General features: G+C 71.8%; 16 protein-coding genes. 10 read left to right on the forward strand and 6 right to left on the reverse strand.

The features are described 5' to 3' along the window. Positions 1-469: 469 nt before the first annotated feature. The 8 genes from ACLJT4_RS17890 (at position 470) to ACLJT4_RS17925 (ending at position 10,915) form a co-directional block, all read left to right on the forward strand. Positions 470-4,126: a nitrate- and nitrite sensing domain-containing protein gene (locus tag ACLJT4_RS17890; RefSeq protein ID WP_411123278.1), complete on the forward strand. Its 3,657-nt coding sequence runs from the start codon at positions 470-472 to the stop codon at positions 4,124-4,126. Positions 4,127-4,135: 9 nt separating this feature from the next. Next, on the forward strand, positions 4,136-4,549 hold the full coding sequence (locus ACLJT4_RS17895; RefSeq protein ID WP_221909680.1) for a roadblock/LC7 domain-containing protein: 414 nt from the start codon (positions 4,136-4,138) through the stop codon (positions 4,547-4,549). A 112-nt stretch (positions 4,550-4,661) separates the two neighbouring features. After that, the gene (locus tag ACLJT4_RS17900) at positions 4,662-5,072 is read left to right on the forward strand and encodes a DUF742 domain-containing protein (protein WP_016576235.1); all 411 of its coding nucleotides are present in this window, start codon (positions 4,662-4,664) and stop codon (positions 5,070-5,072) included. Next, positions 5,053-5,646 carry a GTP-binding protein gene (locus ACLJT4_RS17905; protein ID WP_351463907.1) on the forward strand — a complete coding sequence of 198 codons (594 nt, stop codon included), beginning with the start codon at positions 5,053-5,055 and terminating at the stop codon, positions 5,644-5,646. The genes ACLJT4_RS17900 and ACLJT4_RS17905 overlap by 20 nt, the downstream gene beginning before the upstream one ends. A gap of 401 nt (positions 5,647-6,047) precedes the next feature. Further along, positions 6,048-9,215 (forward strand): nitrate- and nitrite sensing domain-containing protein, encoded by a 3,168-nt coding sequence (locus ACLJT4_RS17910; protein ID WP_411123279.1) that lies wholly within the window; start codon positions 6,048-6,050, stop codon positions 9,213-9,215. Between the two features lie 10 nt (positions 9,216-9,225). Then, positions 9,226-9,639 (forward strand): roadblock/LC7 domain-containing protein, encoded by a 414-nt coding sequence (locus ACLJT4_RS17915; protein WP_020963651.1) that lies wholly within the window; start codon positions 9,226-9,228, stop codon positions 9,637-9,639. 84 nt (positions 9,640-9,723) lie between these two features. After that, complete coding sequence (locus ACLJT4_RS17920) at positions 9,724-10,356, forward strand: DUF742 domain-containing protein (RefSeq protein WP_411123280.1); 633 nt, start codon at positions 9,724-9,726, stop codon at positions 10,354-10,356. Then, positions 10,337-10,915, forward strand: coding sequence for a GTP-binding protein (locus ACLJT4_RS17925; RefSeq protein ID WP_044380039.1), 579 nt, complete (start codon positions 10,337-10,339; stop codon positions 10,913-10,915). Before ACLJT4_RS17920 ends, ACLJT4_RS17925 begins: the two co-directional genes overlap by 20 nt. Positions 10,916-11,000: 85 nt before the next feature. Here ACLJT4_RS17925 and ACLJT4_RS17930 read toward each other — a convergent pair whose 3' ends face one another. Next, on the reverse strand, positions 11,001-11,201 hold the full coding sequence (locus tag ACLJT4_RS17930) for a DUF397 domain-containing protein (RefSeq protein WP_411123281.1): 201 nt from the start codon (positions 11,199-11,201) through the stop codon (positions 11,001-11,003). Between the two features lie 11 nt (positions 11,202-11,212). Beyond that, the gene (locus tag ACLJT4_RS17935) at positions 11,213-12,064 is read right to left on the reverse strand and encodes a helix-turn-helix domain-containing protein (RefSeq protein ID WP_411123282.1); all 852 of its coding nucleotides are present in this window, start codon (positions 12,062-12,064) and stop codon (positions 11,213-11,215) included. Positions 12,065-12,208: 144 nt separating this feature from the next. Here ACLJT4_RS17935 and ACLJT4_RS17940 point away from each other — a divergent pair, with 144 nt between their 5' ends. Further along, the gene (locus ACLJT4_RS17940; RefSeq protein WP_411123283.1) at positions 12,209-12,556 is read left to right on the forward strand and encodes a hypothetical protein; all 348 of its coding nucleotides are present in this window, start codon (positions 12,209-12,211) and stop codon (positions 12,554-12,556) included. Between the two features lie 42 nt (positions 12,557-12,598). Here ACLJT4_RS17940 and ACLJT4_RS17945 read toward each other — a convergent pair whose 3' ends face one another. After that, positions 12,599-14,389, reverse strand: a complete 1,791-nt coding sequence (locus ACLJT4_RS17945; RefSeq protein WP_411123284.1) for a dihydroxyacetone kinase family protein — start codon at positions 14,387-14,389, stop codon at positions 12,599-12,601. Between the two features lie 199 nt (positions 14,390-14,588). Between ACLJT4_RS17945 and ACLJT4_RS17950 the strand changes: the two genes are divergently transcribed. Continuing rightward, a complete protein-coding gene (locus ACLJT4_RS17950) occupies positions 14,589-15,872 on the forward strand; it encodes an MFS transporter (protein ID WP_411123285.1) in 1,284 nt (427 codons plus the stop codon). 135 nt (positions 15,873-16,007) lie between these two features. On the opposite strand, the gene ACLJT4_RS17955 is transcribed toward ACLJT4_RS17950, so the two are convergent. The 3 genes from ACLJT4_RS17955 to ACLJT4_RS17965 form a co-directional block, all read right to left on the reverse strand. Then, positions 16,008-16,220 carry an acyl-CoA carboxylase epsilon subunit gene (locus ACLJT4_RS17955; protein WP_016574033.1) on the reverse strand — a complete coding sequence of 71 codons (213 nt, stop codon included), beginning with the start codon at positions 16,218-16,220 and terminating at the stop codon, positions 16,008-16,010. Positions 16,221-16,273: 53 nt separating this feature from the next. Then, positions 16,274-17,857, reverse strand: a complete 1,584-nt coding sequence (locus ACLJT4_RS17960) for an acyl-CoA carboxylase subunit beta (protein WP_037682814.1) — start codon at positions 17,855-17,857, stop codon at positions 16,274-16,276. 215 nt (positions 17,858-18,072) lie between these two features. Further along, positions 18,073-20,526 (reverse strand): polysaccharide lyase 8 family protein, encoded by a 2,454-nt coding sequence (locus tag ACLJT4_RS17965; RefSeq protein WP_411123286.1) that lies wholly within the window; start codon positions 20,524-20,526, stop codon positions 18,073-18,075. Positions 20,527-20,764 lie beyond the last annotated feature (238 nt).

Raw genomic sequence — 20,764 nt, forward strand, 5'->3', positions numbered from 1 at the left:
GATCTCCCTGTGAGTTTCCTCACGAGGGATGTGACATATGCCGCATTTACCTTGATCAACATCCGTGGTCGAAACGGACATTGCCGGATTGAACAGCATGTTCCGCTCCTGATCACCGCACCTGGGACAGGGGGCGAGCGCGGGCGACTCGCGGGCAAAAGTCCGAAATCTGGCGCAGCGTCTTCTACCGGTCGTGACGCGCTCCGCACGGTGCGTCACCCGGGACAAGGCGGCTGGCTCCGCTCTTGTTGGAGATCCTGCACTGTGCTGGAATTCCACGGACCGCCGCACTTTTCCACCGGCGCGCAGGGTGCGAAGGAGCGCCGCGCGGTGGTGCCGCTCTCTCGGCCAGAGGGGACGGCCCGCCGGTCACTCACGACCGCCACGGGGGGCTTCGCGGCCCCCCTTCGACTCGACACCGTCCCGCCGTTGGCGCGGTGGGACGCCTGGTCCAGAGGTTGCGAAGCTAGTGCAGGGACGTTTCAAGAGGGATGGCAACGCTGCGGCGGACCCGGAGCTGCGCGGCGGGACAGACCGCGGCCAGACTCCGGGCGAAGACGCCGCGGACGGCGGCAAGCCCAAGAACGGCCCCAGCGGGCCCGGCAGTCGAATAGCGCTGCGCAACTGGCGGATCAGCACCCGCCTGGTCTCCCTGCTGGCGCTGCCCGTCGTCGCCGCGACGACCCTGGGTGCCCTGCGCGTCAACACCGAGCTGGACAACATCGACCAGCTCGACAAGATGCAGCTGCTCACGGAGATGACCCGGCAGGCCACCGAGCTGGCCGACGCCCTCCAGGTCGAGCGTGACAAGTCCGCCGGGCCGCTGGCCGGCACCGGCAACGTCAAGGACGACGCCAGCGTCGTGGCCCCGCGCGAGGCCACCGACCGCGCCAAGACCTCCTTCAACCAGGCCACCGGCGATATCAAGCCGGACGACGCCACCATGGCGGGCGTGCGGGCGACCATCCTGGAGATCGGCCGCCAGCTCAACACCCTCAACGACATCCGCGCCCACGCCTACCAGGACGACAACAACGCGGCGCAGACCGTCTCCGCCTACAACCAGCTGATCGCCTCCCTGCTGGACCTCTCGCAGGACATGGCGCAGGCCACCAGCAACCCGGAGATGATCCGCAGCACCCGTGCGCTGGCGGCGTTCTCGTCCGCCAAGGAGTACGCGTCGATCCAGCGCGCCCTGGTCAGTGCCGGTCTGGCGCACCCGGGCGGACCGCAGTTGTCGGCCAACGACCGGCAGGCCGGCCGGAGCGCCGAGGACAACGAGAAGGCCGCCCGGGACCGCTTCTCCCAGATCTACAGCGGCAACGCCGGGGCGCTCACCCGCGGTCTGGACGGCAACAACGACGAGATCAAGGCGGCCTACGCGTTCGCGCACCGCGCCTTCGCCAGCGCCAGCGGCATCCGCAGCCAGGAGTACAAGTACCTCGACTGGTACGACTCCGACACCGTCAAGATCGACGAGATGTCGCGGATCGAGACCTCGCTGCTGTCCGAGATGGACCAGAAGTCCCGCGAGCTGCGCAACGCCGCGACCCAGGACGCGATCATCAACGGTGTGGTGATCCTGCTGGTCCTCGGCGTCTCGCTGGTCGGCGCGTTCGTCGTGGCCCGCTCCATGGTGCGTTCGCTGCGCCGGCTGCAGGACACCGCGCAGAAGGTCTCCCAGGACCGGCTGCCCGAGCTGGTCAAGCAGCTGTCCGAGGCCGACCCGCAGGACGTGGACACCTCCGTCCAGTCGGTCGGTGTGCACAGCCGGGACGAGATCGGCCGGGTGGCCGCGGCGTTCGACGAGGTCCACCGCGAGGCGGTCCGGCTGGCGTCCGAGCAGGCGCTGCTGCGGGGCAACGTCAACGCGATGTTCACCAACCTCTCGCGCCGCTCCCAGGGCCTGATCCAGCGCCAGCTCTCGCTGATCTCCGAACTGGAGTCCCGCGAGGCCGACCCGGACCAGCTCTCCTCGCTCTTCAAGCTCGACCACCTCGCCACCCGCATGCGCCGAAACGGCGAGAACCTCCTGGTCCTCGCCGGTGAGGAGCCGGGCCGCCGGTGGACCCGGCCGGTCCCGCTGGTCGACGTCCTGCGCGCCGCCGCGTCCGAGGTGGAGCAGTACGAGCGGATCGAACTGAACGCGGTCCCGCAGACCGAGGTCGCCGGCCGGGTCGTCAACGACCTGGTGCACCTCCTGGCCGAGCTGCTGGAGAACGCCACCTCGTTCTCCTCCCCGCAGACCAAGGTCAAGGTGACCGGTCACGCGCTGCCCGACGGCCGCGTCCTGGTCGAGATCCACGACACCGGCATCGGCCTCTCCCCCGAGGACCTGTCGGCGATCAACGAGCGGCTGGCCAGCCCGCCGACCGTGGACGTCTCGGTGTCCCGGCGGATGGGTCTGTTCGTGGTCGGCCGGCTGTCGCTGCGGCACGGCATCCGCATCCAGCTGCGGCCGTCCGACTCCGGCGGCACCACCGCCCTCGTCATGCTGCCGGTCGACGTCGCCCAGGGCGGCAAGAAGCCGGCGCCGAGCACCGCCAAGAGCCCGGCCGAGGGCGGTGGCGCGCCCACCAGCCGGCTCGCCGGGCTCCAGCCGCGCGGCCAGGTCGCTTCCGGCCCCGGCGGGCGGCCCGCGCTGCCCGGCCGCGGCGCACCGGGTGGTGCGCCCGGCGGTGCGCAGGGTGGCGCCCCGAACGCCTTCGGCTCGCCGGCTCCCGGCGGCCGCACCGCACCGACCGCCCCGGCCCGCGACGACGCCGCGCCGGCCGCCGGCGGTGCCCGCCCCGCGCTGCCGGTCCGCGGCGCGGACCCCCAGCGCGGAGCCGACGACGGCCGCACCCCGACCGTGGCGCCGCCCGCCGGGCTGCCCCCGCGCGAGGAGCGCCCGCAGCTGCCGGCGCGGAACTCCCAGGCGCCGGCCGCGCCCGAACTGCCGGGTCGCGGGGCCGGTGCGGCGCCCGCGGGCACCGAGCGGCCGGGCGGCGCGCCCCTGGGCGTGCGCCGCGACCGCGGAGCCGACGACGACTGGCCGCTGGCGCCCCGCGAGGCGCAGGACGGGCCGCGGGGCCACGAGGAGCCGGAGAACACCGGCAGCTTCGAGCGGCCCGCGCCGGCCGCCGGCCCCGGCGACACCGCCGCGTTCGCCCGGCCCGACTTCAACGCGCCGCGGCCCGGCGCCGCCAGGGACGACGTCCCGTCCGTCGGCCGCGAGCCGGCCCGGGCGGCCGGCGGCCCCGGGGACACCGGGCAGTTCCGCCGACCGGACGCCGACACCGGGCAGTTCGGGACAGGGCAGTTCGACACCGGGCAGTTCGAGACCCACGGGCAGCCGGAGACCACCGGGCAGTTCCCGCGGCCGAACGCCGACACCGGGCAGTTCCCCCAACCCGACGTCGACACCGGGCAGTTCGACACCGGACAGTTCGACGCGCGGCAGCTGGAGACCACCGGCCCGTTCGAGACGACCGGTCAGTTCCCGCGTCCCGAGGGTGAGCAGACCGGGCAGGTCCGGCGGCCCGACGTCGACCGGGCCCCGGCGGGCCGGGACCCGTTGGCTGCCGATCCGCTCGGCGACCCGCTGGGCGGCGGTCCGCTCGGCGCCTCGGACGACCGCGCCGACAACGCCCGGACACCGATCTTCGACACCATCGAGTCCAACTGGTTCAACACCCCGGCCTCGGCGGCCGCCGGTGTGCCACCGCTGCCGCGCCGCGAGGGCGGCCAGGACGGTGCCACGCCCGGTGCCGCGCCGGCCGGTGGCGCACCGACGGACCGCGTGCCGACGGGCGGTGCCCGCGAGGGTGCACCGGCCGACCCCGACGCGCAGTGGCGGACCTCGCCGAACGACGAGGCGTGGCGGCAGGCGGAGCAGATCCGCCAGCCGGCCTCGGGCGGCGTCACCACGTCCGGTCTGCCCCGTCGGGTGCCGCGCGCCAACCTGGTCGCCGGCACCGCGCAGCAGCAGGCCCCGCAGGGCGGTCCGCAGGTCTCCCGCGCACCCAGCGACGTGCGCGGCCGGCTGACCAATCTCCGTCGGGGCATCCAGCAGGGCCGACAAGCCGGGACGTCGTCCACCGGCAACCACGGCATTGTCGATCCCACTCACCAGCAGGAGCGTTAGTTGAGTCCGATGAGCCAGGCGGCGCAGAATCTGAACTGGTTGATCACCAACTTCGTGGAGAACACCCCCGGGGTGTCCCACACGGTGGTGGTCTCCGCGGACGGACTGCTCCTCGCGATGTCCGAGGGCTTCCCCCGCGACCGTGCCGATCAGCTGGCGGCGGTGGCCTCCGGCCTGACGTCGCTGACCTCAGGCGCGTCCCGCATCTTCGAGGGCGGGACGGTCAACCAGACCGTGGTGGAGATGGAGCGCGGCTTCCTCTTCATCATGTCCGTCTCCGACGGATCCTCGCTGGCCGTACTGGCGCACCCCGAGTGCGACATCGGCCTCGTCGGCTACGAGATGGCCCTCCTGGTCGACCGCGCGGGCACGGTGCTGACGCCCGACCTGCGCGCCGAGCTCCAGGGCAGTCTGCTGAACTGAGTGCCCGCGGCGTCCGCAGCGCCGCATCGCAGCCGGTGACCCCTCATCCATCCACGCCGTACCCCCCACCGGCCCAACCCGACGACAGTCAGTTGTCCCGTCCGGAGGACCCATGACCCCGCCACCCGCCACTTCCGGCCCGTACGGCGCCTACAGCTCAGCGCCGTACGGGAGCGAAGGTGACCAACCGCTGGTGCGCCCCTACGCCATGACCGGAGGCCGGACCCGGCCGCGCTACCAGCTCGCCATCGAGGCGCTGGTCAGCACGACGGCCGACCCGTCCCAGCTGCCCGGCCTGCTGCCCGAGCACCAGCGCATCTGCCACCTGTGCCGCGAGGTGAAGTCGGTCGCGGAGGTCTCCGCGCTGCTGCACATCCCGCTCGGCGTGGCGCGGATCCTGGTGGCGGACCTGGCGGAAGCCGGGATGGTGGCCATCCACCAGCCGGGCGGCAGCGGCGAGGCCGGCGGCACGCCGGACGTGACCCTGCTGGAGAGGGTGCTCAGTGGACTTCGCAAGCTCTGACGCCGGGCCCGACCAGGGCCAGGCCCGTTCCACCACCTCGGCGAAGATCGTGGTGGCGGGCGGCTTCGGCGTGGGCAAGACCACGTTCGTCGGCGCCGTCTCGGAGATCAATCCGCTGCGCACCGAGGCCGTGATGACCTCCGCGTCGGCGGGGATCGACGACCTGAGCCACGTCCAGGACAAGACGACCACGACCGTGGCGATGGACTTCGGCCGGATCACCCTCGACGAGGACCTGATCCTGTACCTCTTCGGTACGCCGGGCCAGGACCGCTTCTGGTTCATGTGGGACGACCTGGTCCGCGGCGCCATCGGCGCCGTCGTCCTGGTCGACACCCGCCGCCTCGCCGACTGCTTCCCCGCCGTCGACTACTTCGAGAACAGCGGCCTGCCGTTCGTCATCGCCCTCAACGGCTTCGACGGCCACCAGGCCCACACCCCGGACGAGGTCCGCGAGGCCCTCCAGATCGGCCCGGCGACGCCGATCATCACCACCGACGCGCGGCACCGTGGCGAGGCCAAGAGCGCGCTCATCACGCTCGTCGAGCACGCGCTGATGGCCCGGCTGCGGTAAGGGCCGCCGGGCGGCCCGCACGCCGTCCGGTGCGGGCCGTGCGGCAGGCGTCGACGGGGGTTCCTGACGCCTGCCCACGGCCGGTTCCCGCTGTCGGGGAACGTGATCTGTGTCCTTCGACACGCCTGTTCGGGCCTTCATAACGTTTCGACAGTGAATCGGGTCGACTTCGACACCGCACGCGCATGTGCGGCTTCGCTGCGCTCACACTTCTCCCGCCATTTGGCGCGCCTCGCCCTTAACGCCCCTTTTATCTGGCGCTCTTGGAGGGCCCCTCCGCCTCTGCCCGGTGTTTGGAACGCACAGCCCTGACGTGCTGAAATTCGCTGAACTCCGGAGTAGTAACGCCCAGAAGAAACGGCACTGCACGACCGTGCCGTCGCCGAGAGGTTGTTGGTCGAGTGAGGCGAAGCACGACGAGCCCCGAGCCGCAGGAACCGCGGCGGGGCAACTTCACGCCGCCACCCCGCGAGGGTGGCGCTCCGGCTTCCGACGCGCCCGAGAACCCGGCCGCGAAGCCCCCGGTCAGCGGCGGCAGGTACGCGCCCCGCAACTGGCGGGTGGCCACCCGACTCAACGCCATCCTGCTGATCCCCGTCCTCGTCGGCCTGCTCTTCGGCGGCCTGCGGGTCAACAACTCGTTCGCCACCTGGCAGGACGCCCAGGACGCGGAGAACACCGCCAAGCTCGTTCGCGCCGCGCTTTCCTACAGCAACGCCCTGATCGACGAGCGGGACCGCACCGCCGCCCCGCTGCTGAAGGGCCACAAGGACGACCCGGCGGTCCAGGAGGCGCGGGACACCACCGACGCCGCCGGTCGGGCCTTCCAGGCCGCGGCCAAGAGCATGCCGGCCAAGCCGGGCCTGAAGCGCCGGCTCGCGCTGTTCGAGAAGACCGAGCCCAAGCTGGCGCAGCTGCGGCAGGTCGCCTTCACCGCGAAGCTCCCCGGCGTGCAGACCGAAGAGGGCTACGTCGAGATCCAGCACCCGCTGATGGAGTTCGCCAACGAACTCGGCCTGGGCACCGGCAACATCACCTCCTACGGGCGCACCGTCTACGCCGTCGCATTGGCGAAGGCCGCCGAGTCGCTGGAGCGCGCGATCGGCACCCACCTCCTGGTCGACCCGGCGTCCCCGCAGGGCGGCAAGGAGCACAAGCTCCAGTTGACCGCGTTCGCGTCGTACCGCTACCTGGAGGGCATCGCCATCGGCGAGTACACCTCCGGCGGCACCCCCGAGGACGTGGCACGGCTGAAGTCGGACGCCGCCAAGCTCCAGCAGTCCGCACAGCAGCAGGTGGCCCGCGCGAAGTCGCAGGCGGAGGCGGCCGGCCAGACCTTCCACGCCCCGCCGTCGATGGACCAGATGTCCACCCTGATCGCCTCCGGCGCGGCACCGGACGAACTGGCCCTCAAGGGCGTCACGCCGGATGCGTACTTCCAGGCCGCCACCGGCAAGTTCGACATGTACCGGTCCATCGAGAACGACCTCGCGGACAAGGCGGTCAACGAGGCCGCGCAGATCTCCTCGGACGCCAAGCAGTCCACCTTCATCGACTCCGGCATCGTGCTGGCCGCGCTCGCCGTCGCGTTCGTGGTGGCCGGGCTGATGGCCCGCCGGATGAGCCGCAACATGCGGGAGCTGCGCAACGCGGCGTTCGGCGTCGCCGAACAGCGGCTGCCGATGCTGGTCGACCAGCTCTCCCGCACCGACCCGGGCCGCGTCGACACCCGGGTGGTGCCGATCCCGATCGCCACCACGGACGAGATCGGCGAGGTCGCCCGCGCCTTCGACCAGGTGCACCGCGAGGCGGTCCGGCTCGCCGCCGAGCAGGCGCTGCTGCGGGGCAACGTCAACGCGATCTTCACCAACCTCTCCAGCCGCAACCAGGGCCTGATCGAGCGCCAGTTGGAGCTCATCACCCACCTGGAGAACAACGAGGCCGACCCGGACCAGCTGGAGAACCTCTTCCGGCTCGACCACCTCGCCACGCGCATGCGGCGCAACGGCGAGAACCTCCTGATCCTCGCGGGCGAGGAGCCCGGCCGCCGCTGGAACCAGCCGGTGCCGCTGATCGACGTGTTGCGGGCGGCCACCTCCGAGGTCGAGTCGTACGAGCGAATAGAGCTCAGCGGCGTCCCGGAGAGCGAGATCCACGGCACCGCCGTGACCGACCTCATCCACCTGCTGTCGGAGCTGTTGGAGAACGCCACCACGTTCTCCTCGCCGCAGACCAAGGTGAAGGTCGCCGCGACCCGGCTGCCGGACGGCCGGATCATGATCGAGATCCACGACAAGGGCATCGGGCTGACCCCCGAGGACTTCGCGGACATCAACCACAAGCTGGCCAACCCGCCGAGCGTGGACGCCGCGATCTCCCAGCGGATGGGCCTGTTCGTGGTCGGCCGGCTGGCCGACCGGCACGGGATCCGGGTCCAGCTGCGCCCCTCGGGCGAGCAGGCCGGCACCACGTCGCTGGTCATGCTGCCGGAGGCGATCACGCACGGCGGTGGCGGCGACGAGCAGGTCGACGACACCTTCACCGTCTCCCGGATCGTCCCCGAGCACCAGCAGAACGCCTACGAGGGCGACCACCGCACCGCCGCCGAACTGGGCTTCGACGACGGGCTCCACGGACACCCCGGGACCCCGTCCGAGAGGGACCCGCTGGGCCGCTCGCTGCTGCGCGAGGAGCGCCGGGCGGCGCTGGAGGCCCAGACGACCGGGCAGTCCGCCTCGGAGCCGGTGGACCACCGGCCGCTGTTCCGCGACGAACTCCCCGTCGACGGCCCGCAGGACCCCTTCGCGCCGTACCAGCAGCAGCCTCCCGCCGCGTATGCGGAGCCCGGTCAGCCGCTCTACGACGACCGCTCCTACGGCGCCGAGGCGTTCGGCGAACCGAGCACCGCGGAAACCACCGGCCAGTACGCCTACGCCCCCGAAGACACCGGCCAGTACCCCTACGCCCCCGAAGACATCGGTCAGTACCCCTACGCCCCGGAAGACACCGGCCAGCACGGCGGCTGGGGCGAACCCCCGGCGTTCGACGGCCACTTCGGAACCGAAGCGGAATCTGACCGGAATGCAACTGCCGCTCCCGCTGATGCGTCTGAGCGCGTAACATTCGACCGTCCCGGCCCCACCGCGAGCGTGATCCACTCGCTGACCGACGCCGGTCTTCCGCGCCGCGGAGCCGACTCGCCGCACGGTCAGCAGGAATCCGCACCGGAGGCCGGCCAGGACGAGGGCTCCGCCTGGCGCAGCGAGAACGACGATCGCTGGCAGCGGGCGGGGCGACTGCGCCAGCCGACGGCGGGCGGGGTCACCGCTTCCGGCCTCCCCCGGCGGGTGCCCAAGGCCAACTTGGTCGAAGGCACCGCGGAGCAGAGTGCGCAGGGCGGCCCCCAGGTCTCCCGCGCTCCGGAGGATGTCCGCGGCAGGCTGAGCAATCTGCGCCGCGGTGTCCAGCAGGGGCGCAGCGCCGGTACCGGCACGGACCCCTCCTCGGGGGTCCCCCAGAATGACCAACAGGGCTTCGGCCCCGGCAGCACCTACGATCAGGAGCGTTAGTGTGAGCCCGATGAGCCAGGCGGCGCAGAATCTGAACTGGTTGATCACCAACTTCGTGGAGAACACCCCCGGGGTGTCCCACACGGTCGTGGTCTCCGCGGACGGTCTCCTCCTCGCGATGTCCGAGGGCTTCCCTCGTGACAGAGCCGATCAGCTGGCGGCGGTGGCCTCCGGCCTGACGTCGCTGACCTCAGGCGCGTCCCGCATCTTCGAGGGCGGGACGGTCAACCAGACCGTGGTGGAGATGGAGCGCGGCTTCCTCTTCATCATGTCCGTCTCCGACGGATCCTCGCTGGCCGTACTGGCGCACCCCGAGTGCGACATCGGCCTCGTCGGCTACGAGATGGCCCTCCTGGTCGACCGCGCGGGCAGCGTCCTGACGCCCGACCTGCGCGCAGAACTGCAGGGGAGCCTTCTCAACTAGCAGACAGGCAGTGCGTTTCCCGCCACCGCACCATAGGGTTCGGTGGCGCGACCGGCGTCAGATAGGCAAGTTGGAGGAGGAGACGTGGCAACGCCCCCGAGCGGCTACCCGTATGGATCCGGACAGCAGTCCGGGCCCCAGGGCGAGACCCATCACAACCGCTTCAACTTCCCGTCTGCGCCCAGCCGCAGGCCGCAGCGGCCCCAACCGCCGCAGCCGCCGCAGCACCCCGCTCAGCAGCAGGGCCCGTACCGTTCCCAGCCTTACGGGCCCCGGCCGACCGAGCCCTCGCCGTACGACCAGCCGCAGCCGCCGCGCATCCAGCCGGTGCAGCCGCCGCGGCCGGCGCCCGAGCCCGCCCCCATCGGCGGGATGAACAACCCCCTCGTGCGCCCGTACGCGATGACCGGAGGCCGGACCCGGCCGCGCTACCAGCTCGCCATCGAGGCGCTGGTCAGCACGACCGCCGATCCCGCGAGGCTCCAGGGCCAGCTGCCGGAGCACCAGCGCATCTGCCACCTCTGCCGCGAGATCAAATCAGTGGCCGAGATCTCGGCCCTCCTCTCCATCCCCCTCGGCGTCGCCCGGATCCTCGTCGCCGACCTGGCGGAGGCCGGACTCGTCGCCATCCATCAGCCCGGCGGGGACGAGACCGCCGGCGGACAGCCAGATGTGACACTGCTCGAAAGGGTGCTCAGTGGACTTCGCAAGCTCTAGCGGTGCAGCCCGCTCCACCACCTCGGCGAAGATCGTGGTGGCGGGCGGCTTCGGCGTGGGCAAGACCACGTTCGTCGGGGCCGTCTCAGAGATCAACCCGCTGCGCACCGAAGCCGTGATGACCTCCGCGTCTGCGGGCATCGACGACCTCACGCACGCACCGGACAAGACGACCACGACCGTGGCGATGGACTTCGGCCGGATCACCCTGGACCAGGACCTGATCCTTTACCTCTTCGGTACGCCGGGCCAGGACCGCTTCTGGTTCATGTGGGACGACCTGGTCCGCGGCGCCATCGGCGCCGTCGTCCTGGTCGACACCCGCCGCCTCGCCGACTGCTTCCCCGCCGTCGACTACTTCGAGAACAGCGGCCTGCCGTTCGTCATCGCCCTCAACGGCTTCGACGGCCACCAGCCCTACACCCCGGACGAGGTCCGCGAGGCGCTGCAGATCGGCCCCGACGCGCCGATCATCATCACCGACGCCCGGCACCGCAACGAGGCCAAGAGCGCGCTCATCACGCTCGTCGAGCACGCGCTGATGGCCCGGCTGCGGTAACGCCTGACGGCGCGTTTCCCGACAACGGCGAAGGCCCCCGCACACCTGCCAGGTGCGGGGGCCTTCGCCTTACACGACGGCCGTATCAGTCCTCGACGAAGTGATCGAACTCGCCGGCCTTGACCCCCAGGATGAACGCCTTGAGGTTGGCCGGGGTGGTGGTGAGGATGACGTCCGGGTCGTCGCTCTCGCGGAGTTTGACGGTGTCGCGGTCGGGGGCGGCTACGTAGAGGCACTGGGCCGCGTTGTTGCTGAATGAAGACTTCTGCCAGTGGTACGGGTACACGGTGCTTCCTCTCAAATGTCCCGCGCGACCCGGCGGATCAGATCGCGCGACTCGCCCGGTTTGAGTGCACGGGATTCCAAGCGGTCCAGCACCTTCCGGTACTTCTCCAACTGAGCCTCTGCGTGCATGAAATCACACCCGTACTCAGTGTCGAGCTCTACCGTATCGAGCTGCGGTGCCGGCCCAGACGCATAGTTGATGGGTTGGCCTGATGCGGGAAAGGATGCTTCACCGAACGGGATCACCAGCACCGAGACATGGTCACGTTCGCTCATCTCGACCAGGTAATTGAGTTGTGCCCGAGCCGTCTCCGGCCCTCCGAAACCCATCCTGAGCGCAGCCTCATGAACGATGGCAGTGAACGGCGTCGGCCGATCACCGAACAAAACAGCCTGCCGCTTGATTCGGAACGACACACGGTGTTCCACCAGGTGTGCCGGCGGGCGCGGAACATCCTCGCGGGCGGTGGCTCGAACGTACTCTGCGGTCTGCAACAGGCCGGGCATGTGGATCATCACTGAAGCACGCAATGCCGTTGCCGAATGCTCCAATTCCGCCACATCGATCAGCCCAGCGGGCAGGATTTCGCGGTACTCCTCCCACCAGCCCCGAGGTCGCGGCCCGGTCATGCCAGCCAGGGCATCGATGTAGGCCCGATCGGCACAGCTGTAGTTCGCCGCCAGCGTGCGCACTCGTTCGGCACTCACCGCGTATCGGCCCGCCTCGATGTTGCTGATCTGAGCCGGGGTGCCGCCAAGGCGCTTCGCCGCTTCCGTCGAGGAGAGGCCCGCCCTCTCTCGAAGTCTGCGTAGCTCAACACCGAGTCGCTGCTGGCGCATGGTGGATGCCTTGCTGGACGACATCTGACCCTCTCTTCCCCCGCCGTCACTCACACGAGGGGTTTGACAATTTCTCGCGCGATCGATGACAAAATTTACATCGACTTCGCTACGGTGTGACGTGAGCCACTCCACTGGCTCCCCCAACTCCCTGAGCAGGAGGACTAGATGCAAACGGTAGCGTCACAGGCCAACGGCCCCGAGCACACCAGCAACCCCCACCCGGTCGGCACCCTCCACCCCGAACTTGTCGACCTGGCGAACGAGTTGGCCCCGCGGCTGTTCGCGGTCGCTCAGCAGTACCCCGTCGGGGGCGGGGAGGTGGACGGGCACATCGCCGCCTGGGGGCTGGCGTACGAGGACGGGCGGGCGCAGGTGATCAGCGCCAGCGGCCGGGCGCATCTCAGCCTCAGCTCGCCGCAGAGTGCGGTGCGTTGGTTCGGGGGGCCGGCGGACGCGCAGACGTGGCTGATCTGGCCGAGGGCGTGGCAGGGCCCCGGGGAGCGCTCCGCCTGACGCTCGGCGTACATCGAGCGTCAGGCGGTCAGCGGTCAGCGGTCAGTTCAGCGTGGCGCCGATCGCCGTGAGGAGCAGGGCGAGGGAGACCGCGCCGGCGTCCGGGTGGCCGTAGCCGAGCGTGCCCATGCGGGCGGCGCGGCCGCGGGCCGGAGTGAGGTGGGCGGTGTCGGCGGCGGCCCGGGTGGCCGCCTCCGCGGCGGCCCGCCACGCCTTGGGCAGGCCCTCCGCCATGCGGGCCCGCAGTTCCCGACGGAACGGGTCCAGGGCGTCCAGCATGGTCTTCTCCCCCACCTCGGCGCCGCCCAGTTCGGCAACGGCCCGTTGGGCGGCGTCCAGCGCGTCGGCGAGCAGTTCGGCGCCGCGGGTGCCGTCCGCGGCCCGGGTGAGGACGGCGCCGGTCTCGGCGAGCAGGGCGCCGTAGAGCGCGCCGGACGCGCCACCGGAGGCGTCGGCGAGCGCCAGTCCGGCGGCGAGCAGCGCGGCGCCGGCGGACCGCGGGTCGTCGGCCGGTCCCGGCTCGGCGTTGCGGGCCGCCGCGGCGGCGGCGCGCAGCCCGCGGACGATGCCGATGCCGTGGTCCCCGTCCCCGGCGACGGCGTCCAGCCGCCCCAACTCGTCCTCGTTGGCGGCGACCAGTTCCAGCGCGGCGTGCAGCGCCAGCGTCACGGGCAGCCCGCCGCCGGGGGCGACGCCGTCCCGAAGGGAGCCGGGGTGTCCGGTCGTGGCGGCAGCCGGCTGCGGCTCGCCCGCTCCCGCCGTCCGCTCGTCGTCGCCCTCCCCGGGCGTCTGCGGCAGGCGGCGGAACGCCGGGGTGTCGCACGGGGCGTCGTAGAGCTCGGCGAGTTCGTCGTCGAGGAGCATCAGCGACAGCGAGACGCCCGCCATGTCGAAGGAGGTGACGAACTCGCCGACTTCGGGGCGGAACGGGTGCAGGCCGGCCGCCCGCAGCCGGCGGTTGACCTGCCGGTAGACGACGAAGAGTTCCTCGTACTTGGTGCGGCCGAGGCCGTTGAGGAGGACCGCGACCCGGCCGCGGCCGCCGGCCGGGGGCTCGGGCAGTTCCGGGAGCAGGTTGCCGACGAGTTCGTCGGCGAGTTCGGCGGCGGTCAGGTGGCGGGTGGTGCGCAGGCCCGGTTCGCCGTGGATGCCCATGCCGAGTTCGGTGGTGCCGGCGTTGACGGTGAACAGCGGCTCGGCCGCGCCCGGGAGCGTGCAGCCGGCGAAGGCGGCGCCGAAGGTGCGGGTCAGGGCGTTGGCGCGGGCGGCGATGCGGGTGACCGCGTCCAGGTCGTCGCCGCGTTCGGCGGCCGCGCCGGCGACCTTGAAGACGAAGAAGTCGCCGGCCACGCCGCGTCGGTCGCGGGACGGGTCGATCGGCTGGCCCTCGACCGGCGGGGGCCCGCTGGCCACGTCGTCGGTGACCAGTACGGTGCGGGTCGCGGTGCCCTCGGCGGCGAGCCGGCGGGCGGCCAGGCCGAAGTGCATGACGTCGCCGGCGTAGTTGCCGCAACTGAGCAGCACGCCGGCGCCGCCGTCCGCGGCCCGGGCGGTGCGGTAGACCTGCTCGGCGCTGGGGCTGGCGAAGACGTCGCCGATCGCGGCGGCGTCGGCCAGGCCGGGGCCGACGAGGCCGGCGAAGGCGGGGTAGTGACCGGAGCCGCCGCCGATGACGAGTGCGACCTTGCCGGGGCGGGGCGCGTGCCGGCCGACCACGCCGTAGGCGTCCGGGACTCGGCGTACCGTGCGCGCGTAGGCGTCGGCGAGTCCTTCCAGCCAGTCCTCGCGGAACGTCTCGGGGTGGTGTCCGAGGCCGGCGTGTTCGGTGGTCATCAGGCACACTCCTTTGTTTCTGTCCCTGTTGGATTTAACACCCAGATCACAGATACGTCACCCCTGGCAGCCATATAAGCCCGTAACTATGTGAGAAGTGCCGCCAAGAAACCCTTGCATCACACCTTGCATGTGAAGTTCACAGGATTCATGCTGCTCCCATCACACCCGCCCCACCCGCAACCGCCGGAGGCGCGCCATGGCACCCCCCACTCTCCTCGACCGGATCGGCATCCCCAAGGCACTGGTCTTCGGCTATCTCGGCGTGTTGCTGTTCATGGTCGGCGACGGGGTGGAGTCCGGCTTCATCGCTCCGTTCATGGCCGACCACGGCGCCGGCACCGAGGTCCGCGCCTCGTACGTGATCACCGCCTACGGCGTCACGGTGATGCTGGCCTCCTGGCTCTCCGGCGCCCTCTCCGACCTGTGGGGCCCGCGCCGGGTGATGCAACTGGGCCTGGCCGTCTGGATCGTCTTCGACGTCCTCTACCTCACCCTCGCGCTCGGCCCCCAGAACTACCCGCTGATGCTGGTCTTCTACGGCCTGCGCGGCTTCGGCTACCCGCTCTTCGCGTTCGGCTTCCTGGTCTGGATCACCGCCACCGCGCCCGCGGCCCGGATGGGCACCGCGGTGGGCTGGTTCTACGTCGCCTTCACCGGCGGGCTGCCGACGCTCGGTTCGCTCGTCGCCGGCGCCACCAACCCCTGGTTCGGCCCCATGGGGACCCTCTGGATCGCGCTCGGCATCATCGCGCTGGGCGGCGTCTGCTGCCTGCTCGGCGTCCGCGAGCGCACCGGCTTCGCGCGGCTCGCCCCGCCCGGCGTCAACCCCGTCCAATCCCTGCTCTCCAGCCTCTCCATCGCCTGGACCCACCCCAAGGTCGCCGTCGGCTGCGTCGTCCGCATCATCAACACCGCACCGGAGTTCGGTTTCCTGGTGTTCCTGCCCACGTTCTTCGGCAAGGAACTGGGTTTCGGCGAGGGCCGCTGGCTGACGCTGCTCGCCGTCATCTACGGCACCAACGTCTTCTGCAACCTGCTCTTCGGCGTCATCGGCGACAAGATCGGCTGGCGTCGCACGATCGCCACCTTCGGCGGCCTGGGCTGCGCGGTGACCACCCTCGCCCTGTACTTCGTCCCGCTGGCGGTCGGCCCGCACTACGGGGTCGCCCTGGGCGTCGGCATGCTCTACGGGGTCACCCTCGCCGGCTTCGTCCCCATCTCCGCGCTGGTGCCGGCGCTCGCCCCCGAGAACAAGGGCGGCGCGATGGCCCTGCTCAACCTCGGTGCCGGCGGGGCGGCGTTCGTCGGACCCGCCATCGTCAGCGTGTTCCTGGACCCGCTGGGCCCCGCCGGTGTCGTCCTCATCTTCGCCGGGCTGTACGTCGTGGCGGCGGTGCTGACGCTGTACCTGAAGCCGACGGAGGTGCGGGGGCCGGAGGCGCCCGAGGGGGCCTCCCCCGTTGCGGTGGCGCGGAGTTGAGGGTTCTGCCGGTCCGGCGGGTCGAGGGCGGCCCTCCGGACCGGCCAACGCCCCGGCGGCGGCCCCTCACGCGCGCGACGGCCCCCACACCGGAGTGTGGGGGCCGTCGCCTGGTGCGTTAGTGCCGGCGCTGCGTCACCGCTGCCAGCTGGTGGCGCCGTGGAAGCCCAGCTGCCGCTCCAGGCGGCGCCAGCGGGCGGCCGTGGGGCGCGGGCCGGTGGAGCCGGTCGTCGGCCGGTGCGCGGCGCGGGCCAGCAGGACGGCGGTCAGAGCGGCGAGCTCCTCCTCGCTGGCCTGGCCCTTCTCGACGCGGATGGGAGCGGCGGTGACGGCACTGGCAGGGTTCACTGCGGTCTCGATTCTCCGTGGAGGTGAGAGGGGAAGGACGGTCGGGGCGGGGACTACTGCGGCGGGTTGCCGTGCTTGCGGGCCGGCAGGTCCGCGTGCTTGGTGCGCAGCATCTCCAGGGCGCGGATGAGCGTGTGGCGGGTGTCCGACGGGTCGATGACATCGTCGACCAGGCCGCGCTCGGCCGCGTAGTAGGGGTGCATGAGCTCGGACTTGTACTCCTTGACCATGCGGGTGCGCATGGCCTCGGAGTCGTCCGCTTCGGCGATCTGCTTGCGGAAGATGACGTTGGCCGCGCCCTCGGCGCCCATCACCGCGATCTCGTTGGTGGGCCAGGCGTAGGTCAGGTCCGCGCCGATGGACTGGGAGTCCATGACGATGTACGCGCCGCCGTACGCCTTGCGCAGGACGATGGAGATCCGCGGGACGGTGGCGTTGCAGTACGCGTAGAGCAGCTTGGCGCCGTGCCGGATGATGCCGCCGTGTTCCTGGTCGACGCCGGGCAGGAAGCCGGGGACGTCCAGGAGCGTGACGATCGGGATGTTGAACGCGTCGCACATCTGGACGAAGCGGGCGGCCTTCTCGGACGCCTCGATGTCCAGGACGCCGGCCAGCGACTGCGGCTGGTTGGCGATGATGCCGACCACCCGGCCGTCGAAGCGGGTCAGCGCACAGATGATGTTGGTGGCCCAGCGCTCGTGGACCTCCAGGTACTCGCCGTCGTCGACGATCTCCTCGATGACCTTGCGCATGTCGTACGGCCGGTTGCCGTCCGCCGGGACGAGGTCGAGCAGGGTCTCGCAGCTGCGGTCGGCGGGGTCCTCGCTTGCCACCGCCGGCGGGTTCTCCCGGTTGTTGGCCGGCAGCAGCGACAGCAGGTAGCGGACCTCTTCGAGGCAGGTGACCTCGTCGTCGTAGGCGAAGTGCGCCACCCCGGAGGTCTCGGCGTGCACGTCGGCACCGCCCAGACCGTTCTGGGTGATCTCCTCACCGGTGACCGCGCGGACCACGTCCGGGCCGGTGATGAACATCTGCGAGGTGTCCCGGACCATGAACACGAAGTCCGTCAGCGCCGGCGAGTAGGCCGCGCCACCGGCGCACGGGCCGAGCATGACGCTTATCTGCGGGATGACGCCCGACGCCTTGGTGTTGCGCTGGAAGATGCCGCCGTAACCGGCGAGCGCGGACACGCCCTCCTGGATGCGGGCCCCGGCACCGTCGTTCAACGAGACCAACGGAGCACCGGCCTGGATGGCCATGTCCATGATCTTGTGGATCTTGGTAGCGTGCGCCTCGCCCAGCGCGCCGCCGAAGATCCGGAAGTCGTGCGCGTAGACGAAGACGGTCCGGCCGTGGACCGTGCCCCAACCCGTGATCACACCGTCCGTGTACGGCTTCTTGGCCTCCAGGCCGAAACCGGTGGCGCGGTGCCGGCGCAGCGGCTCGACCTCGTTGAAGGAACCCTCGTCCAGCAGCAGGTCGATCCGCTCGCGGGCGGTGAGCTTGCCCTTGGCACGCTGCGCTTCGGTGGCTCGCTCGCTGGGGCCTCGCCGCACCTGCTCACGGATCGCGTGCAGTTCGGCGACGCGCCCGCGGGCATCGTTGGCGCCGGCGGGCACATCTTCGACAGTGGTCATGTATCGACGGTACGTGGGCGAGGGCCCGCACACCGATGTCGGTTTCGTACAACGTCGAGCGCGATTTCGTGGGCAGGCGGTACAGAACCGCGCTGCACGCGGCGCGACTGCTGGGCCGTGGCGGGGTGGACGCGGTGTCCAGCGTCTGTGCGGTGCCGACAAACGCCACCCGGGTGACGGTGTGTCGTCCGATGGTTTGCGGCGGGCCGGGCCGGTCAGCGCAGCAGCACGGTGCAGGTCAGCGTGGCGCAGGCGGTGCCGGGGTCCAGCCGCAGGTGGAGGGCGTCGTCGGCGGCCAGGACGGTGACGTCCGGGTCGTGGCGCAGGACCGCGCGGACCGGCCGGGACCAGATGAGTTCCAGGGGGTCGCCGGTGCGGGTGGGGGCCGCGGCGCACACGGTTGCGGTCCTGTCGTGCCGGCCGGGGGTGCGCCGTTCGCGAACCAGGACGCTGGCCGGGCCGTCGGCGGTGAGCGGGCCCGCGGTGCCGGCCCGCCAGAAGTTGGCGGCGGTTACGCCGAGCGGGTCCACGGCGATCGCCTGGCGGTCGGCGTCGTTGGCGAGGACCCTCAGCCAGTGCCGGTCGGCGGCGCGGGCGGCGAGGGCGCGGCGGGTGGCGCCCGGCATCAGGAGGTAGGCGTGGGCGGCGTCGGTGGGGTCGGTGCCGTGGTCGTGCCAGAGGGTGACGTAGCGGCGGGTGTAGGGGGTGGTGGTGGAGGTGGTGTTGATGTCGGACCAGTGGCCGGTGCGGTCCTCGCGGAGTAGCTGGAGGGCGGCGCCGCCGGGGAAGACGTAGCCGCCGTGGCCGGCGAGGTGGGCCCAGTGGGCGCGCCGGCGGACGGTGCGGCGGCCGGGGGCGGTGGGCTGGGGCGTCCCGTCGACGGTGAGGGTGGCGGTGCCGCGCTCGCCCAGGTTGCGGTTGTCGACGACGGTTTCGACGGGGACGCCGTCGCGGGCGGTGATGCCGGCGCCGAGGCAGACCACGCAGTCGGCGAGGGCGAACCAGGACTTGCGGGCGGTGAGGGTGGAGGCGAGGCCGCGCAGGTCCTGGCCGACGGCGGCGTAGGTGCCGTCGGTGGTGCCGCCGACCCAGCGGGCGGCGGGTTTGGGTTCGCCCCAGCCGCCGCCCTCGTTGTCGGCCAGCCGTCGGGTGGAGACGGTGGTGCCGGGGAGGCGGTAGGGGTCGACGGTGGGCCAGAAGGCGTCGGTGTACTGGTCGCCCGCCCGGCCCGCGGGCCACCAGTAGAGCATTCCGGCGCCGGTGTGCCAGCCGCGCCGGTTCTCGCCGTTGCCGTTCTCGTAGTAGGTGATGCGGTCAGAGGCCATGGCCAGGGCGGCGGTGAAGCCGGGGCGGCGGTGGACGGCGCGGTCCATGGCGGGGAAGAGGCGGTGGCCGACGGGTTCGGGGGCGGCGGGTGCGGGGCCGGCGTCGATGGCGGCGAGGCGGGCGAGGTCGGCGACGGCGTACTGCCGGTCGGTGAGCACCGGCAGGGTGCGGTCGCGGACGATCCAGCCCTTGATCATGGCGTGCCAGCGGTCACGTTCGGCGCTGCCGGCGCCCTCGGCGAGCAGCGCGACGGCGGCGATCAGGGCGTGGCCGTGGTAGTGGTCGCTGCGCAGCACGTGGCGTGCGTCGCCGCGGAGGTGGCCGCGGCTGATGGCGCGGCCGTTGACGCTGTCCATCATCAGGCCGTCGTGGAGCAGCGGGGCGTAGGCGTCCTCGACGCTGTCGAGGACGATCTGCCGACGGGGGTCGGTGACCTCCCAGGCGGAGCCGCGCAGCAGGGTGAAGAGACGGCCGAGGCCGTCGAGCAGGACGGCGCCGTAGGTGCCGGAGTAGGCGACCCAGGTGTGCTGGACGAAGGAGCCGTCGGCGTAGAGGCCGTCGCCCCGGGTGACGTACGGGAAGACCGGGGAGAGGGCGTCGCGGGCCAGGGCGATCTTGGCGGGGGCGCGGCCGAGGACGCCGCGGAGGGCCACGACGCGGCAGAGGTCGACGCGGTTGGCGCCGGTGCTGGTGCCGGTGTACGGGCCGAGGGCGCGGTCGGGGACGAAGTGGTCGACGGCGGCGAGGCAGCGGGCGCGGAGGTCGTCGCCGGCGCCGCCGGGGAGGTGTTCGTCGAGGACGGCGAGGGTGTCGAGGAGGAGCTTGGGGCTGCCGATCTGCCATTCCCACCAGTTGCCGTAGGGGGTGGTGGCGGGGTGGTAGACGGTGCGGTCGAGGTGGTCGAGGCCGGTGCGGACGGCGGTGGCGAGGTCCGGGTCGCCGGTGCGGCCGGTCCCGGGCTGGGCGTGCGCGAGGGCCATGGTGGCGAGCCGGTCGTAGCTGCGGGTGATGCCGGAGGGCGGGTCGTAGGGGCTGTCGGGCCACAGCGAGTCGGCGGCGGGGGCCAGGGTGCGCTGGTAGCGGGTGGCCAGGTCGCCGGTCTCGCGGAGGGCGGTGGCGTAGGGGGCGGCGCCCGGGTCGTAGCCGGTGCCGAGGGCGAGGTCGCACCAGCGGCGGCGGAGCGTGGTGAAGGGGTCGCCGGGGGCGGCGCTGGTGGTGTGGGGGGCGGCCGCGGCGGGGGTGCGGCCGGCCTGTGCGCCCAGGGCGAGCGCCATGGCGCTCGCGCCGGAGGCGGTGAGGAAGCCCCGGCGCGACCAGGGGGGCGGGGCGGCTGCGGGCGACATGGTCGCTCCTCTCCGTGGCGTCAACTGGGCGGTGGCGCTGCGCACTTGGGAGTTCCCGATGGTCTAGCACGGGGGCGCACGGGGCGGCAATGACCGCGCCGGGGCGCGACGTCGACACCCATTCGGGGGAACCCTGACGGAGAACGGTTGAAAGTTGAACGAGATCCCGCTACCGTGAATCTCGTTGAACGTTAAACCAAGTCGACGATGGGGTCGGCTCGACGCGTTCGACGACCGG

Source organism: Streptomyces sp. x-19 (assembly GCF_046549115.1).
Classification (GTDB): Bacteria; Actinomycetota; Actinomycetes; order Streptomycetales; family Streptomycetaceae; genus Streptomyces; species Streptomyces albulus_C.

Bases quoted from the DNA above. Each gene is read 5' to 3' on its own strand.
- ACLJT4_RS17935 (WP_411123282.1), bottom strand. From the start codon at position 12,064: ATGTCGTCCAGCAAGGCATCCACCATGCGCCAGCAGCGACTCGGTGTT.
- ACLJT4_RS17945 (WP_411123284.1), bottom strand. From the start codon at position 14,389: ATGACCACCGAACACGCCGGCCTCGGACACCACCCCGAGACGTTCCGC.
- ACLJT4_RS17950 (WP_411123285.1), top strand. From the start codon at position 14,589: ATGGCACCCCCCACTCTCCTCGACCGGATCGGCATCCCCAAGGCACTG.
- ACLJT4_RS17960 (WP_037682814.1), bottom strand. From the start codon at position 17,857: ATGACCACTGTCGAAGATGTGCCCGCCGGCGCCAACGATGCCCGCGGG.
- ACLJT4_RS17915 (WP_020963651.1), top strand. From the start codon at position 9,226: ATGAGCCAGGCGGCGCAGAATCTGAACTGGTTGATCACCAACTTCGTG.
- ACLJT4_RS17940 (WP_411123283.1), top strand. From the start codon at position 12,209: ATGCAAACGGTAGCGTCACAGGCCAACGGCCCCGAGCACACCAGCAAC.
- ACLJT4_RS17895 (WP_221909680.1), top strand. From the start codon at position 4,136: ATGAGCCAGGCGGCGCAGAATCTGAACTGGTTGATCACCAACTTCGTG.
- ACLJT4_RS17965 (WP_411123286.1), bottom strand. From the start codon at position 20,526: ATGTCGCCCGCAGCCGCCCCGCCCCCCTGGTCGCGCCGGGGCTTCCTC.
- ACLJT4_RS17900 (WP_016576235.1), top strand. From the start codon at position 4,662: ATGACCCCGCCACCCGCCACTTCCGGCCCGTACGGCGCCTACAGCTCA.